The organism is Streptomyces yangpuensis, from assembly GCF_024666385.1.
In the GTDB taxonomy this organism is placed as follows: domain Bacteria; phylum Actinomycetota; class Actinomycetes; order Streptomycetales; family Streptomycetaceae; genus Streptomyces; species Streptomyces yangpuensis.
The window spans coordinates 6,461,526-6,477,282 of sequence record NZ_CP102514.1; the positions used below are offsets into that span (position 1 = coordinate 6,461,526).

At 73.8% G+C, this 15,757-nt stretch carries 13 protein-coding genes; 4 read left to right on the forward strand and 9 right to left on the reverse strand.

Annotation, left to right across the window (positions count from 1 at the left end):
• Positions 1-10: 10 nt before the first annotated feature.
• The 7 genes from NRK68_RS29325 to NRK68_RS29355 form a co-directional block, all read right to left on the reverse strand.
• The gene (locus NRK68_RS29325; RefSeq protein ID WP_183064025.1) at positions 11-1,189 is read right to left on the reverse strand and encodes a serine hydrolase domain-containing protein; all 1,179 of its coding nucleotides are present in this window, start codon (positions 1,187-1,189) and stop codon (positions 11-13) included.
• A 180-nt stretch (positions 1,190-1,369) separates the two neighbouring features.
• Positions 1,370-2,959 carry a molybdopterin-dependent oxidoreductase gene (locus NRK68_RS29330; RefSeq protein WP_257857216.1) on the reverse strand — a complete coding sequence of 530 codons (1,590 nt, stop codon included), beginning with the start codon at positions 2,957-2,959 and terminating at the stop codon, positions 1,370-1,372.
• Positions 2,960-3,019: 60 nt separating this feature from the next.
• On the reverse strand, positions 3,020-4,207 hold the full coding sequence (locus NRK68_RS29335; RefSeq protein ID WP_257857217.1) for an oxygenase MpaB family protein: 1,188 nt from the start codon (positions 4,205-4,207) through the stop codon (positions 3,020-3,022).
• 88 nt (positions 4,208-4,295) lie between these two features.
• Positions 4,296-5,330: a polyprenyl synthetase family protein gene (locus tag NRK68_RS29340; protein ID WP_183064027.1), complete on the reverse strand. Its 1,035-nt coding sequence runs from the start codon at positions 5,328-5,330 to the stop codon at positions 4,296-4,298.
• Positions 5,323-5,667 (reverse strand): hypothetical protein, encoded by a 345-nt coding sequence (locus NRK68_RS29345; RefSeq protein WP_220818426.1) that lies wholly within the window; start codon positions 5,665-5,667, stop codon positions 5,323-5,325. The genes NRK68_RS29340 and NRK68_RS29345 overlap by 8 nt, the downstream gene beginning before the upstream one ends.
• Positions 5,668-5,899: 232 nt before the next feature.
• Positions 5,900-8,197 (reverse strand): alpha-N-acetylglucosaminidase, encoded by a 2,298-nt coding sequence (locus tag NRK68_RS29350; protein WP_257857218.1) that lies wholly within the window; start codon positions 8,195-8,197, stop codon positions 5,900-5,902.
• A gap of 33 nt (positions 8,198-8,230) precedes the next feature.
• The gene (locus tag NRK68_RS29355; RefSeq protein ID WP_257857219.1) at positions 8,231-9,919 is read right to left on the reverse strand and encodes a ricin-type beta-trefoil lectin domain protein; all 1,689 of its coding nucleotides are present in this window, start codon (positions 9,917-9,919) and stop codon (positions 8,231-8,233) included.
• A gap of 156 nt (positions 9,920-10,075) precedes the next feature.
• Between NRK68_RS29355 and NRK68_RS29360 the strand changes: the two genes are divergently transcribed.
• Both NRK68_RS29360 and NRK68_RS29365 read left to right on the forward strand, forming a co-directional pair.
• Positions 10,076-10,717 (forward strand): TetR/AcrR family transcriptional regulator, encoded by a 642-nt coding sequence (locus NRK68_RS29360; protein WP_183064029.1) that lies wholly within the window; start codon positions 10,076-10,078, stop codon positions 10,715-10,717.
• 14 nt (positions 10,718-10,731) lie between these two features.
• Complete coding sequence (locus NRK68_RS29365) at positions 10,732-11,739, forward strand: serine/threonine dehydratase (protein ID WP_183064030.1); 1,008 nt, start codon at positions 10,732-10,734, stop codon at positions 11,737-11,739.
• Positions 11,740-11,758: 19 nt separating this feature from the next.
• On the opposite strand, the gene NRK68_RS29370 is transcribed toward NRK68_RS29365, so the two are convergent.
• Positions 11,759-12,262, reverse strand: coding sequence for a universal stress protein (locus tag NRK68_RS29370; RefSeq protein ID WP_257857220.1), 504 nt, complete (start codon positions 12,260-12,262; stop codon positions 11,759-11,761).
• 190 nt (positions 12,263-12,452) lie between these two features.
• On the opposite strand from NRK68_RS29370, the gene NRK68_RS29375 reads away from it, so the two are divergent.
• On the forward strand, positions 12,453-12,818 hold the full coding sequence (locus tag NRK68_RS29375; RefSeq protein WP_183064032.1) for a hypothetical protein: 366 nt from the start codon (positions 12,453-12,455) through the stop codon (positions 12,816-12,818).
• 66 nt (positions 12,819-12,884) lie between these two features.
• On the opposite strand, the gene NRK68_RS29380 is transcribed toward NRK68_RS29375, so the two are convergent.
• Entirely contained in the window at positions 12,885-13,940 is a 1,056-nt protein-coding gene (locus NRK68_RS29380; RefSeq protein WP_257857221.1) for an AraC family transcriptional regulator, read from the reverse strand.
• 270 nt (positions 13,941-14,210) lie between these two features.
• On the opposite strand from NRK68_RS29380, the gene NRK68_RS29385 reads away from it, so the two are divergent.
• Complete coding sequence (locus NRK68_RS29385; protein ID WP_183064034.1) at positions 14,211-15,635, forward strand: serine hydrolase domain-containing protein; 1,425 nt, start codon at positions 14,211-14,213, stop codon at positions 15,633-15,635.
• Positions 15,636-15,757: the final 122 nt, after the last annotated feature.

A 15,757-nucleotide genomic window follows, 5' to 3' on the forward strand; every position in this document is an offset into this window, starting at 1 on the left:
GCGGGGCGGCTCAGCCCAGGGTGAGCGGGCGCTCCGGCGCCAGGTGGGCGGCGATCGCCTGGAGCACGTTCGAGCTGGCGTTCTGGATGGTGCTGCCGAGGCCCTGGGTCGCCACCGTCGCGATGGCGAGCTTCCGGGACGGCAGATAGGCGACCGTGCCCGCGTACCCCGCGAACGACGGGTTCTGGACGATCCAGGTGTTCTCCACCGGCAGCCCCAGGGCGAACCAGGCGTTGTCCTTGATCTTGACGACCGGCGTGACCTGGAGCCGGTGCGACTCGGGCGTCAGCAGCTTTCCCTCGCCGATCGCCGTGAAGGACTTCGCCATGTCCTCCAGCGTCGCGGTCATCACCGCCCCCTCCGCGACCGTCCACGACGGATTCCAGTAGGTGGAGTCCTCGAACACGCCGCGCTCGTTGTCGAAGCCGTGCAGTACCGGCGCGGGGATCTCGGCCCTGGACGAGATGGCGGTGTGGGTCAGGCCCATCGGTTCGAGGACGTTCTCGCGCATCACCTCGCCCAGGGGCCGCTGCTCCACCCGGGAGATGATGTCGCCCAGGAGCACCCAGTTGGCGTGCGAGTAGGCGAATCCCGAACCGGGCGGCCGGGCCATGGGCCGGGAGACCGCGATCCGCACCAGCTCCTCCCCGGTCCAGTGCCGGAAGGGGTCCTTGTAGAGGGCGGCGATGAAGGCCTTGTCCGTGACGTAGTCCGCGTATCCGGAGGAGGCGGATGCCAGCATCTTCAGCGTGATCGCGTCCGCGTGCGGCAGGTCCGGGCGCCAGCGCGAGAGCTTGTCGTCGAGCGTGACCCTGCCCTGGTCGACCAGCCTGAGCAGCTCGGTCGTCAGGTAGGGGATCGCCACCGAGCCGATGCGGAACCGCATGTCCGTCGTCGCGGGGAAGCCGGTCACCGTCTCCCCGGCTGCGGCGGCCGTGACGCGTTCGCCGTCGACCCACACCCCGGCCATCGCCGCGGTCAGCTTGTACTTCGCCAGCGCGTCCGTGACCTGCCGCGCGGTGAACTCCTCCGTGTCACCCGGCAGGCACGTACCGCCCTTCGAGATCTGGCCCGCCGGGCACTGCCGCGCGGCGCTCCGGGCGTCCGCGGACGGATGGCCGCCCGCGAGCGTGGAGCCCAGCAGCAGGGCGCCCAGACAGGTCAGGGCGGAGGTCCTGGAGTGGCGCACGGCGTGCCTCCATGCGGGTCGAAAGGCGAAGTCCCCCGCCTCGCGAGGGCAGGCCTCGTCCCGGCAGGCTAACCAGCTGCCCCACCCCTCGCACGCGGGAGGCGTTCCACGGGTGACGCCGACGGCGGCCCCGCGCGCACGCCGCCACTGCACCACCCGCCGCCGCCCCGGCGCCGGGGCTCAGCCCAGCGCCCGGACCTGCACCCGCACCGTGTGCCACCCCGTCGCCCCGTCCGGCACGGTGCCGCGGCGGACCCCCGTCTGGACGGTGCCCGGCCCGTCCGTGGCGCGGACCTCCAGCGTGTGCGGTCCGGCGGTCGCCTCCCAGTGCCACACCCACTGCCGCCACGTGTCCACACCGTCCGCGTCACCGAGCCGCGCCTCCTGCCACGGGCCGCCGTCCACCCGTACCTCCACCCGCCGGATCCCCCGGTGCTGCGCCCACGCCACCCCCGCCACGGCCACCCGGCCCGGCCGCAGGGCCGCGTACGGGCGCGGTGTGTCGATCCTCGACTGGGTCTTGACGGGGGCCTGCCGCGCCCAGGACCTGCGCACCCAGTAGGCGTCGTATGCGGCGAAGGTCGTCAGCCGCAGCTCGGCGAGCCACTTGCAGGCGGAGACGTAGCCGTACAGCCCCGGTACGACCATCCGGACGGGGAAGCCGTGCGCGAACGGGAGCGGTTCACCGTTCATGCCGACGGCCAGCAGTGCCGCCCGGCCGTCCATGACCGTCTCGACGGGGGTGCCCAGCGTCATGCCGTCGACGGACCGGGCCACGAGCTGGTCGGCCGGGCCGCCCCGGGACGGCGGCCGCACCCCGGCCTCGCGGAGCAGGTCCGCGAGGGGCACCCCGAGCCAGCGGGCGTTGCCCGCGTACGGGCCCCCGACCTCGTTCGACACGCAGGTCAGGGTGATGTCGTGCTCGACCAGCGGCCGGGCGAGCAGCTCCCGCAGGCCGAGGGTGAGGGGCCGGGCCACCCCCTCGCCGTGGATGCGCAGCCGCCAGGTCCCGGCGTCCACCCGGGGTACGACCAGGGCGGTGTCCACCCGGTAGAAGTCCCGGACGGGGGTGACGAAGGGGGAGAGCCCGGGCACCCGCAGGTCCGCGCCGGACGGTACCGGCGGCGCGGGGACGGCGGGCCGGGGAAGGACGAGGCCGGCCCGGGAGGCGGTCGCTCCGGCCGAGCCGTGGGCACCCAGACGCCGTCCGGCCAGACCGGCGGCGGACGACACCGCCAGGACGCCGACGACCAGCCGGCCGAATCCGCGCCGGTCCAGCGCCCAGGCACCTCCGGACGGTGACCCGGCGGGCCGGGGCCGCCCGGCCACCGTGACCAGCAGCCCCAGCACCGCGGCCGCGGTCAGGCCCCCGGCGAGCGACGGCAGCGCGTCCTGCCAGGACGCCTCCGGCCGGCTGAGCGCGGCCACCGCCCCCAGCAGCCCGAACCCGCCCGCGACCGCGGTCCCCGCGGCCGGGCGGCGTACGGCGAGCAGCCCCGCCCCGGCGGCGACCGCGGCCAGCACGACGAGGATGCCGAGCGTCAGTACCGCCTTGTCGGCGGTGCCGAACAGGCCGATGGCCCACTCCCGGACGGCCACCGGCGTCAGGTCGACGGCCGCCGCACCGACGGCGGTGACCGGGGAGGACTCGGGCCGGACCGCGGCCGTGACCAGCTCCGCCACCGCCAGCCCGGCGAAGGCGGCGACGACTCCGCAGACGGCGCCCACCGCTCGCCGCGGCCTCCCGGAACCGCTCGGGTCTGCCCTCACACCGCCAGTGTGCCCCGCGCCCCCGGGCGGTGCGTCGTCGCCACGGGGGAGCGGCGCCGGTCAGTGCACGGGCGCCGGCGGCACCCAGCGCCCGGTGCGCGGCGGCTTCACCCCGTAGTCGCTCTTCAGCTCCGCGGGGATGGCGTGGTGCATCACCCGGCCCCGGGTGAGGGAGGCCAGCTCGAAGCCGGAGAGCAGCGAGCCCGCCTTGTCGAGCGCCCACTCCGCGTACGGGCTGCTGTCCTCGATCGTCTCCAGCAGCCCCAGGAACACCGGCACCGCCTTGGCCGCCGTGTCCCAGGCGGTGCGCGGGATCTCCAGCCAGTCGCCGATGGTGTCGCCGACGAGGAACCGGACGGTGGCGGGGACCATCGGGTCGAAGAAGGTGCCCGGGACCACGTCCTCGTACATGCGCATCAGCTGGGCGTTGAGGCGGACGCCCTCGGGGGAGGGGCCGAGGTTGCGCAGGAGGTAGAGGTCGCAGTAGTCGCGGGCCTCGGTGAGGTTCTCCGGCACGGCCGACATGTCGCAGCCGAGCATGGCGCCCACGACGCGCCAGGCGTAGAAGTAGGCCTCGGCGCCGTCCTCGCTCATGTGGATGCCGAGCCGGTGCATGGCGTCGAGGACCAGCAGGGAGAAGCAGATCTGACCTCCGATCATGTCCTCCTGGCAGATCGGCACTCCGTCCTGCTCGACGTCCCAGTGGCCGCCGTGGCGCAGGTGGTGGCGGACCGCCGCGTGCAGCAGCCGCACCTTCTGCGCGGCCGGGATGAACTTGCTGCCCTCCGCGAAGGAGTTGGTCTGCATCAGATAGGTGACGAACTGCCCGGTGTTCGCCATCCGCCGGGAGGGGTACGCCATGGAGTGCGTCGAGGCGAGCAGCCGGGAGAGCCGTGGGACGGCGTAGGTCGCGGGCATGGCCGCGAAGGACAGGCCGGTGTTGATGTGGGCCGCGTTGTCCATGAAGAACAGCCTGGCCCGTTCCATCACGTCCCAGTCCACCCAGCTCGGGGGCATGGATGTGGCCTCGAAGTAGGCGCGTGCGGAGGCCGGGAGCTGCTCGGGGAGCTTGTCACCGGTGGTGGTGAAGAACCGCATGAGCGTGTTGAGGTCGCCGACCTCCCCGCGGCGGAACATCTCGGCGACGGTCTCGTCGGCGAGCGGATCACCCTGCGTGCTCAGGGCGTCGAGGGCGGCGTGGTCGTAACGGGTGCGCGCTGGTGCGGTCTTGGTGGCGTTGGCGTTCACGGCGGGCGTCCTTGTCGTGTCGTGGGGTGCGGGGCGGCCGGGGCCGGCCGGGCCGGGGCGGCCGCGGGGGCAGGCGGGGCAGGGGCGGCTACAGGGAGCGGTCGGCGGCCGTCGCGGCCAGCCCGCTCAGCGCGGACCGGGCCTCCGCGGGCATCGCGGCGAGGTCCAGGGCGGCCCCGGCCCGGCCGATGCGTTCGCGGATCATGTCCTCGACCTGCTGTCTGGCCCCGCACCGCTCCATCAGCTCGCGGACCGAGGAGGCCTCCTCCTCGCCCAGCTCCGGGTTCCCCACCAGCTTCGTCAGCAGCCGGCGCTCGTCCGGCCCGGCGGCCGCCACGGTCAGCGCGAGCAGCGCCGTGGGCTTGGCGTCCCGCAGGTCGTCCAGGTTCGACTTGCCGGTCCGTGCGGGGTCGCCGAAGGTCCCCAGCAGGTCGTCGCGCAGCTGGAAGGCCTCGCCGAGCGGGAGGCCGTAGCCGGAGAAGGCCTCCAGCAGGGCGCGGGAGCCGCCGCCGAGGGTGGCGCCCAGGTGCAGCGGCCGCTCCACTGTGTACTTGGCCGTCTTGAAGCGGGCGACCTCCAGGGACTCCGCCACCAGCGGTGTCCGGTCGGCTCTCGCCTCGGTGCGCAGCACCTCCAGGAACTCGCCCGCCATCGTCTCGCGGAGCAGGGTGGACCACAGGGGGACGGTCCGGGCCAGGTAGGCCCCGGGCAGCCCGCAGGAGGTGAAGACGTGCCCGGCGTAGCCCATCAGCAGGTCGCCGAGGATCATGGCGAGGGCGGTGGAGCGCTGCCCGTTCGCGGCGAAGGCGGCGTGCGCGGTGAGCTGCCCGTGCCGCATCCGGCTGTCGTCGATGATGTCGTCGTGGGTGCAGGCTGCCGCGTGGACGAGTTCCATCGCGGCCGCGGCCCGGATCACCCCCTCGCAGTCCGGCTGGCCCGCCGCCCGCCAGCCCCAGTACAGGAACGCGGCCCGGATCCGCTTGCCGCACGCCAGGGACCGGCGTAACTGCTCGGAGAGCGGGCTGAGTTCCGCGTGCAGGCCGAGCAGGGCCCGCTCCTCCTCGTCGGCCAGCCGGATGAGCACCTCGTCGATGCGCTCCTTGAAGCCGGTGTGGTCATGCACAGGGCCGTCCCTCGGCCGTGTGCTGTGCCGCGGCGCGCCGGGCCATGGTCTCCAGGTAGTTCTCCTCGCCCATGCCCGCCCGGCGGGTGGCGAGTTCGCCGCGCTTGCGCAGCTCCACCACCCCGTCGGTGAGCAGTTCGCGCAGGTCGGCCCGGCGCAGTGCGTCCTGCGCGCGGTCGGCGGTCTGCCGCAGCTGGTCGAGGGCCAGGTCGGCCACTCCCGCGGCGAGCAGGGTCAGCAGTTCCAGGGACGCGGCGGCGGAGCCGGCCCCCGGGGATCGCTCCTGCCGTTCCTGTTCCCGCTGGTAGGGGGGCTGGTCGTGTTCGGTCTGGGACATGCTCGGTGCACTCCTGGTCGCGTCGCGCCGCATGGCATCGCCAAGGGGCGGCCACCGGATCGCTCCGGTGGCCGCCCCTGGTCTCTTCCGGGCCAGTCAACCCAGTGCCGTTCCCGTGCGGCCATCCGCGGCCGGTGATCTCCCCCGCACGAGCGCCGACTTTCCACCGGGAGGGTGATCGTCCCCGCGAGGGGCGATCCCGCCGCCACCGGTGGTGTAGGCCGTGCCCCGGTCAGCGGGCCGGTGCCGCCGGGAGGGCCGCCGCGACCGCCGTGGCCAGCCGGTACGGGTCCCCGCCCGGCCGGTCCGGGTGCCGGGTGGTCCGCCGGGCCCACTCCTCCTCGAAGGCGTGCCAGTCGATCTCCCGCGGGGCGGCCCCGCTGACCAGCGCCTCGTCCAGCGCGGCGAAGTGGGCGCTCCACCGCCGGGCGTACAACTCCGAGATCAGACCGCTCCATTCGCGGTTCGCGTAGTCGTGCAGGAAGCCCCCCTCGCTGGTGCTGTGCCGGCCCCACACGCTCAGCAGCGAGCGGGCGTCGTACTCGTACCGGTCCTGCTCGGCCCGGTCGGCGCCCCAGGACCGGGCCCGGGACAGCCAGGTGCCGAGGAGGAGGTTCGGGTCGGCTCCGGTCACCTGGTCCAACAGCCGCATCCCGTCCTGCCATTCGGCAGTCAGCGCGCGGAACCGGGTCAGGTCCTTCGCCTCGTACGCCGCCCTGATCTTCGGCAGCAGGACCCGCGAATGGTTGGCGAGGGCCTGCCGGGCGGTGTCCACCAGGTCGAAGCGGTAGGCGCTGGAGCCGCGCAGCGCCGGTTGCACCTTCAGGAGGTGGTCCAGGGCCCGGCGCACCGAACCGGCCGGATAGCGCATCGACTTGGGGCTCCAGTACGCGGCTCCCGTCGCGGTCAGGCTGGGCCGGGCACTGAACAGGCTGTCCTGGGACTCCGACCACAGCCCCGAGGAGGTGCTGTACGGCCCCTTGCGGAGCTCCTCCCAGGCCGCGGCCGCCTCGGCGTCGGGCCGGCCGTAGCGGCGGGCCGCGAAACCGGCGAACCAGGTGCGCTGGTCGATCGGCCCGGGATCCCAGGCGAGGTCGGTGAAGAGGTCGAACGCCGCCGGGTTGGTCCCGGTGGCCTCCGGCAGGTAGGCGATGCCCGCGAGCGCGCTGTTGCTCTTCGCGCGCCAGGGGCCGAAGCGTTCGAGCCACACCGAGGTGTTCGCACCGATCGTGGTGTGCCCGCCGAAGTTGTAGATGGTGCCCATCGCGTACGGGGTGCCGCCCCAGCGGGTCTCGCGGTCCAGCCGGTTGTACCGGTCGGACAGTCCGTCCAGGATCAGCAGCTTCGAGGTGTCCACCCCGGCCAGCAGTTCCGCGGTCGGATCGTCCTGCCAGCCCAGTACGGCCCACAGCGCGCCGGGGTGGGCGGCGTGCAGGGCGTCCTGGACGGCGCCCGCCGCGGCGCGGACGTCGACGGAGCCGGTCTGCCCGCCCTCGTGCAGCGGGCTCATCCGGTACATCGTGCTGTCCCCGAACACCGCGCGCTGCTCCGCGTAGTAGGCGGCGGCCAGTTTCGCGAAGACGGGGGAGGCGGGATCCAGCCAGTCGGGGCGGTCGAAGCCCGCCCAGTCGCCCTGCGCGACCGTGGCCGCCCCCGGGTTGCGGGCGGCGAAGCCGGGCGGCACGGTGCCGAAGTAGCCGGGCAGCACCGGCGTCATGCCGAGCCCGCGCAGCTGGTCGGCGATCCGCCCGCCGAGCTCGGCGCGTTCGCGCATCAGCCGTTCGGAGACCGGGCCGCCGAAGCCGCTGAGGTTCTGCAGCAGCCACCAGCTCTGGTGACCGGGGCCGGGGATCCAGGCCCGCAGCTCCTCGGCGGAGTACCCGAACCGCTGGAGCGCCCGGTGGTACGGGTACTCCGCCCCGACCTGCACGAACACCTCGTTGATGCCGTGCAGGGCGAGCAGGTCGATCTGCCGTTGGTGCTCCTCGAAGGTGCGGTACGGGCCCGAGTACCCGTCGTCGGTGTCGTTGAGCGCGTACCGGTGCGGGACCTGCGCGCGGCGGGTGACCGGTGCCGGTACGGCCGGCAGCCGGGCGGGCAGCATGCCGATGCTGTCGCCGGGCCAGCCGATGTCGGCCCCGGCGACGTGCTGCAGGTACCAGCCGACGCCCGTGAGCAGGGTGGCACCGGTGCTGCCGCGCACGGTGATCGCGCCGGCGGTCCCGGACACCGTGAAGGTGTCGGCCCCGGCGGCCGGGTCGGGCACCAGGGTGAACTGCCCGGCGTGCCGCGGGAGCAGCCGTTGCAGGGCGGCCCGCGCGGGTGCGGTGTCGAAGGTCGCGGCGCGGGGCGCGCCGGGGTCCGCGGACGTCCGTTCCAGGGGCCGTACGGCGGCGGGTGCGGGCGACCCCGCGCCCGGGGCGGTGGCCCCGGGCGCGGGTCCCGCGCAGATCACGGCCAGCAGCGCCGCGGGAAGCGCGGCGAGGGCGGCCGGGCGGGTGGCGGGCAGGCGGCGCCCGCGGCGTGGCATCGGGGTCGGGTTCCTCATCCGTTCGGTCCGGCCTCAGACCGGCAGGGACCAGGCCTGGTCGACCCGGTGGTCGCCGCACGGGCTCAGCCGGAGCCGCTCGGCCGGGGCATCGGGGGTGGCTGCCGCGGCGGGCGCGGTCAGGCACAGGCCGCTGACCTCCTCGACGAGGGCCCCGTCACGGCGGTGGGACCAGCTCTGGCCGGGCTGCTCGCTCGGCCGCGGCGCGCAGTCGGCCAGTTCGACGAGGCCGTCCTCGCCCGCCGACAGGCATTCGCCGGCGAGCCGCAGGCGGGAATCGTCGCCGAGGAACCACCGCTGGTCGGGGGCTCCGGTGCAGCCGGCCATCACGACGGCGCCGACCCCGCTGGTGTTCGCGCCGTCGGCGCACCGGGCGCCGTCACCGACGATCTGCCCGGTCGGCACGGCCTCGGCGCAGCCGCGCGGGCTCAGCCGCCACACGGCGGTGTCGTGGCCGGCCAGCTTGCCGGTCAGCGCGTCGGAGACCTCGCTGCGGGCGCCGCTCCACAGGTCCTGGGCGTCGGCCGTGCACGCGTTCAGACCGATTTCGTCGAGCGGGACCCTGATGTCGCGGGTGCCGGCCGAGCGGTTCAGGACGGCCACCGCCCGGTCGCCGTTCGCGAGGGGGCGGACCAGGATCTCGAAGGTGGCGTTGGAGGAGACCACGGCGCCCTGACGGCCCATCGGGTCTTGGTCCAGCGCGATCATCCGGGTGTTGCCGAGGGCGGCGAGACCCGCCTGGTTCAGCTTCGAGACGTCGGACGACAGGATGAAGGGGGCCGCCATCATGGCCCAGAGGGCCACCTGGCTGCGGCTCTCGGCGGCCGTGAGGCCGGGGGCGCCCGCGAGCAGGAAGTCGGGGTCGTTCCAGTTGCCGGGGCCCGCGTACCGGCCGAGCCAGCGGTTGTAGCCGTAGTTGCCCAGCACCGAACTCCACCGCGAGGTGGCGGGCGCGGCCGGGTTGTAGACCTTGATGTCCTTGCCCTCGCGCCACAGCTGGCCGGTCTCGCCGACCCAGCCGAGCACCTTGTGCCAGTCGGAGCCGCCCCACTCGCCCTGCTGGAAGTAGGCGGGCGCGGAGGCCGACAGGACCATGTCCCGGCCGCTCTCGCGCAGGGCCTTGGCGACGGCGTTGTAGGCGTCCCGGTAGGCCTGCTCCTTGGTGCGGCCCTCCGGCACCCACAGGTTGCAGCCGTCCATCTTGACGTAGTCCACCTTCCAGGAGGCGAACTGCCGCGCGTCCCGGGCGTAGTGGTCGGCCCCGCCGCCCTGGGGGGCGCCGCTGCCGGGGTACTTCTCGCAGGTGAGGTAGCCGGCGTCCTGGTAGATGCCGAACTTCAGGCCCTTGGCGTGCAGGTACTCGCCGAGCCAGGCCATGCCGTGCGGGAACTTCGCGGTGTCGACCACCAGATTGCCCCGCGCGTCCCGGCTCCTGGTCATCCAGCAGTCGTCGACGGTCACCGTGTCGTAGCCCTTGGCGGCGAGCCCCGTCGAGACGAGCGCGTCGGCGTTGGCGACGACCTTGGCCTCGTCGATGTCGCACATGTAGTGCGCCCAGTTGTTCCAGCCCATCGGAGGGGTGAGCGCGAGCGGGGTGTCCGAGGTCGCCCGGGGCTCGGCCGCCACCGGGGCGGGGGAGAGCGCGAGGGCGAACAGGGCGGCCGCGGTCAGACAGGGGAGCGATGCGCGCAGGCGAGGCGGCACGGGGTCTCCTTGGCGTGGGGACAGTCGTGCGCCCAGTGCAGCGAGGTGACTACTCAGTGTCAACGCAAGTCGCTGATTGTCGGCCGATGACCAGCAATATGGCTGCAACGACCGTCACACGAAAGAGGAGATACGTCGTATGATACGTTGTATCTCATGCCGAGGAGATCAGACGCACTGGACCGCGCCACCCCGGAGGCCATCGCCGTCGCCGCCCTGCGGATCCTCGACGAGGAGGGGCCGCAGGGCCTCAGCTTCCGCACCCTCGCCGACCGGCTCGACGTCTCCCACGCCACCGTCCAGCGCCGCTGCGTGGACCTCGCCGGACTCCTCGACCTGTGCACCGAGCACCTGGCCGCGCAGCTCCCCGAGATCCCCGCCGGCACCGACTGGGCCGAGGCCACCGAACAGCGGTTCCGTGCGCTGTACCGGCTGCTCACCGCCCACCCCGGACTGCTCGTGCTGCGCGGCGGCCGGCCCTGGCTCGGCCGGCAGCTGCTGGCCCGGCTGGTCGAGCCGGCCCTCGCCGACAGCGTGGCCGCGGGGATGACCGTCGCCGAGGCGATCACCGCGTACCGCCGTATGTACCTGCTCACCCTGGGCAGCGCGGCCTTCGTGGACCACCGGGACCCGGCCGGCGCCACGGCCGCCTCGCGCGCCGCCCTGGCCGCGCTCGATCCCGAGGAGTTCCCCGTACTGTCCGGCGGAATGCCCGAGGTGCTGCCGGTCCTGACGGACCACGAGGTGTACCACGGCGCCCTGCGCCAGCTGATCGAGGCCGCCCGGCCCGCCACCTGATGGGGAGACCGACCATGGAACGTCCGCAGCACCCGCAGCACCCGCAGCACCTGCGGCACGAGCAGCGCCCGCAGCGTCCGCATCCGGCGCCGCAGCGGCTCGACTACGCCGCCGTGCGGGCCGCCGCCGCGCGGATCGCCGGGGGTGTACGGCCCGTCACGGTGGCGCCCGCCGGGGACGGCGTCTGGTACGCGCTGGAATACCTCCAGCACACCGGCACCTTCAAGGCGCGCGGCGCCCGCAACTTCCTCGCCGCCCACCACGAGGCCGGCGCCCTTCCGGCCGCGGGCGTCACCATCGCCTCCGGCGGCAACGCCGGGCTCGCCTGCGCCTGGGCGGCCCGCGCACTGTCCGTGCCCGCGACGGTCTTCGTGCCCGCCAACGCCCCGCGCGTGAAGGTGGAACGGCTGCGCGGCTACGGGGCCGACGTCCGGCTCGTCGGCGACCGGTACGCCGAAGCGCTCACCGCCTGCCGCGAGTTCGCCGCCGGGAGCGGGGCGCTGAGCAGCCACGCGTACGACCATCCGCTCATCGCGGCCGGCGCCGGGACCCTGCTCGACGAGATCCGCGACGCCCTGCCCGGGCTGGACACCGTGGTCGTCGCAGTCGGCGGCGGCGGCCTGTTCGCGGGAGTGGCCACCGCAGCGCGCGAACACGGCGTACGGGTCGTCGCGGTCGAACCGGAGAACTGCCGGGCCCTGAACGCGGCCCTGGAGGCGGGCCGGCCCGTCGACGTGAGCGTGGACTCCGTGGCCGCCGACTCCCTGGGGGCCACCCGGGTCTCGGCCGACGCGCTGGCGGCCGCGCAGGAGAAGAACGTGACGTCGGTCCTCGTCCCCGACGAGGCGATCACGGCGGCCCGGCGAGCCGTCTGGGAGGAGCACCGGATCGTGGTCGAGGCGGGCGCGGCCACCGCCCTGGCGGCCGTGCGCGAAGCCGCGGAACCGCTGGGGAAGCGCGTCGCCGTCGTCCTGTGCGGGGCCAACACCGACCCGAGGGACCTGATGGAGCCGACGGCCTGAGGCGGCCGGTCGCCGGGCGTCAGGCGCCGTTCCCGCTGTCGCCCGCCCCCTCGTCCTCGTCCTCGTTCTCGTTCTCGCGAACGAGCACCACCGTGCCTGCGGAGTACTGCACGACCTGCTGGCTGACCGACCCCAGCAACGCACCCTTGAAGCCGCCGTACCCCCGGGTCCCGACCACCGTCAGATCCGCCTCCTTCGAGGCGTCCACCAGGACCTGGGCCGGCGACCCCTGTTCGACGCGGCGGAAGACCGGCACGCCGGGGGAGGCGCCGACGGCCGCGGTGACGGTGTCCGCCAGCTTCCGGCGGGCCGCCTCCTCGGCCGTCACCGCCTCCTGCTCGGCGAACCGGGCCTCCGCCATACCGAGGGCGAAGGGGTTGCGGTTCCAGTCCCACGCCATCACGGCGTGCACCCGTCCGCCCATCAGCCGGGCCTGCTGCACGGCCCAGCGCACCGCCTCCACGGAATGGCGGGAACCGTCCACGCCGACGACGATCAGGGGCTCGATGGCGGGCTCGCTCATGGTGGGTTCCTCTCGCTCTGCCCGGAAGGTCGGTCTTCTCCCTGTATACACCGCACGCCGGGTCGACCCCGAACGACGATCGTTGCGGCGGGTGACGACTTTCGAGGACAGCCCGCGACCCCCGGGCCTTGCGAGGGTGTGAGCGTCCAGGCGATCACCGCCGGACACGAACCGAGTTGGAGGAACGGGCGTGGCTCAGCGCAAGGGTTGTCTGATCGGCTGCGGCGTGGCACTGGTGCTGGGCATAGGCGTCGTCATCGCGGTCGTCCTCGGCGTGGGGAAGATCGCCGACATGGCGGACAAGAGCCTGCTCGACCCCTCGGTCTACGAGGGCGTGAAGACCGGTGACGCGGAGAGCGACGTCCGTGCGAAGCTCCCGTCGGGTGAGAGCTTCGTCAAGAGCGCCCTCAAGGAGGGCGGGCCGGTCGAGCCCGAAGGCAGCACCTGCGCCTGGTACATCTCCACCGACGACACCGATCTGGGCACGGAGACGGTGCTGCGCTTCTGCTTCAAGGACGGCAAGCTCGCGGAGAAGACCAAGTACCCCATGAAGTAGCCGATTCGGCCGCCGGGGCGTCGGGCGTCGGGCGTCGGCCGCGGGTGGCGTCGGCCGCCCGGAGTGTCAGCCGCCCGGGGCCGCGGGCGCCGCGAGGCCGGCCGCGGTACGGATGTCGCGGGGCGCCCGCCCGTCCCAGCGCCGCACCGCGCGCCGCAGCGCGCGCATGTCGCTGTAGCCGACCCGGGCCGCGATCACCTGGAGCGGCAGATCGGTGGTGCGCAGCAGTTCCATGGTCCGCTCCTGGCGCACGGACTCGACCTCCTCGCGCCAGGTCGTGCCGAGTTCCCGCAGGCGTCGTTGCAGGGTGCGCGGGCTCATCGCCAGCCGTCCCGCCACGTGCTCCAGGTACACGGTGTCCTCCCGGAAGGCGTCGGCGAGGACCATCCGGAAGCTGTCCTGCCAGAGCATCACCGGCTGGGCGGCCGCCAGCGTCAGCCGGGCCTGGTGCGCCAGCAGGAGGTCCAGCCCCGGCTGCGCCTTGGGCAACGGAGCCCGTACGTCGTCGTCGTGGAAGGTGATCGAGTTGTACGGCGCCTCGAAGTCGACACGGGTGGTGCCGAAGAAGTCCGCCAGCCGCCGGTACCCGCCGGGCGCCCCGTGCGTCACGGTGATGCGCAGCGGGACCAGGGGCCGCCCGGTGGCGGCGCGCGCCCGGGTCAGGAACATCGCCAGCGCGAACCAGTCGATCGCCTCCACCACGTCCGGCCCCCAACTCCCCGTGGCGTGACGGACGGTCAGACCGCGTGCGTCCTCCTCGACGAGGAGCTTCTCGTTGGCCGGGTCGCCGATGACGGCGCTGTACTCCACCACCTGCTTCAGGGACTCCCGGAGACTGGGGCCGCTGGTGATCAGGTAGTCCCACAGGCCGAACGTGCCGATCGGCGCCTCGGCGGTGAGCAGCGCGCCGGCCGCCGTGCCCGGCTCGGTGAGCGTCAGCTCCGCCCACACGGCCAGCGCCGACGGGGTCGAGACCCGGGCCAGGTCGTTGCCCAGCACCTCGGGGCCGAGGTCGTGGAACCGGGCGAACCTGGCCATGTCACCGCCCGACCGGCGCAGGGCGTCGAGGATGAACCGCGCGAGGTGCACGGAGACGGTTCCGTGGGCGTGGGTGGGCTGCATAGACAGGGTGACGTTACCAGCCGGTCGGGTGAACCTCCCCGTACGGTGCGCGGCTTGGCGCCCGGACGCCGCTGCGCGGCGCGAAACGCGCCCTCCCGGCGCGCCGCCGTTCCCCGGTGGCGCCGACGGTTCCCTCACTGACGCGCGAAGGTCCTTATGGACGTCCGCGGCACCGGCCTACGGTGGCGGCGATCACGGGTATGCGGACCGACGACCGCCTGCGCTCACGTGCCGTGATCCGTACGAGACCACCGAGTCGAAGGATCCGACGTGACGTTCTCCCCTGCCCATTGGCAGAGCCGCCTCGACGCGTTGCGCGCCGCCCACCACGTTCCCGGCGCCGTCCTCGCGGTCTTCACCGACGGGCGGATCCACGAGCTCGCCAGCGGCCTGCTGCACCGCGGAACAGGGGTGGAGGTCACCACGGACTCCGTGTTCCAGCTCGGTTCGATAGCCAAGATCTACACGGCCACGCTGGTCATGCAGCTCGTCGACAGCGGCGGGCTGGACCTGGACACGCCCGTCGCCGCGCTGCTCCCCGAGTTCTCCCCGGCCGGCGCCCGCGGCGCGGACAGGGAGATCACCGTACGCCGGCTCCTCAGCCACACCAGCGGCCTCACCGGTGAGTTCACCCACGACAGCGGGCGCGGCGACGACTGCCTGGCCGCCTACGTGCGGGCGGCCCGGAACGTGGCGCTCGACTGTCCGCCCGGCACGGCCGTGTCGTACAGCAGCGTCGGCTACACCCTCCTCGGCCGCATCGTCGAGGTCGTCACCGGACGCACCTGGGACCAGGTGCTGAAGGAGCGGATCGTCGCCCCCCTGGGCCTGAACCGCACCATGACCCTGCCCGAGGAGGCCCTGGCCTTCCGCACGGCGATGGGCCACCTCCCGGGCGACGGGCCCGACCCCGAACCGGCGCCGGCCTGGGACATGATGCCCCGTTCGGCAGGACCGCACGGGCGGGTCCTGGCCAGCGCCGCCGACGTGCTGCGCCTGGCCAAGATGCACCTGGACGGCGGTGCCACCGCGGACGGCACCCAGGTCCTGGGCGCCCGCTCCGTCGCGGCGATGCAGCGCTGGGAGGTCGACGTCCCCGACCGGTGGACGGTGAGCGCCGACGGCTGGGGGCTGGGCTGGTCCCTCTACGACTGGAACGGCGTCCCCGGGTACGGCCACGACGGCGCCGCCCTCGGCCAGTACGGCTACCTGCGGGTCGTTCCCGGCGCCGACGCCATCGTCGTCCTCCTCACCAACGGCGGCGGCGCCCGCCACCTGTACGCCGACCTGTTCCGCGAACTCCTCGCGGACCTCGCCGAGGTCCGTATGCCGCCGCCCTTCGCGCCGCCCGCGTACCCGCCGGCCGTCGACATGACCCCGCTGCTCGGCACCTACCGCCGCGAGGGGGTCGTCATCACGGTCAGCGCCCCCGACGGCACCCCGCACCTGCGCTACGAGTTCGCCGACGCCATGCGGGACTTCTCACCGCCCCTGGAGACGGACCTCACCCCGCTCAGCGCGACGGTCTTCGCCGCAGCCGGCGCGGCGGGCACCCCGTTCGGCGAGGCCTGGACCCCGGTCGTCTTCGCCGCCCTCGTCGACGGCACCCCCTGCTGCTACATCAACATGCGCTGCGCCCCCCGCACCACCCCGGGTGGGAAGGGAGTTTCGCGGGGTGGAGGTAAAGCGCATTAGTACGGCCCCGAGGAAAGGGGCGACAAGGAGTCAACATGGGGGTGCCTGACATTCGGGTGTGGTGTCGGGGGCGGCAGGGGAGGGCTTTGCACTAAAGCGCATCAGTCGAGTTCAGAGGCACG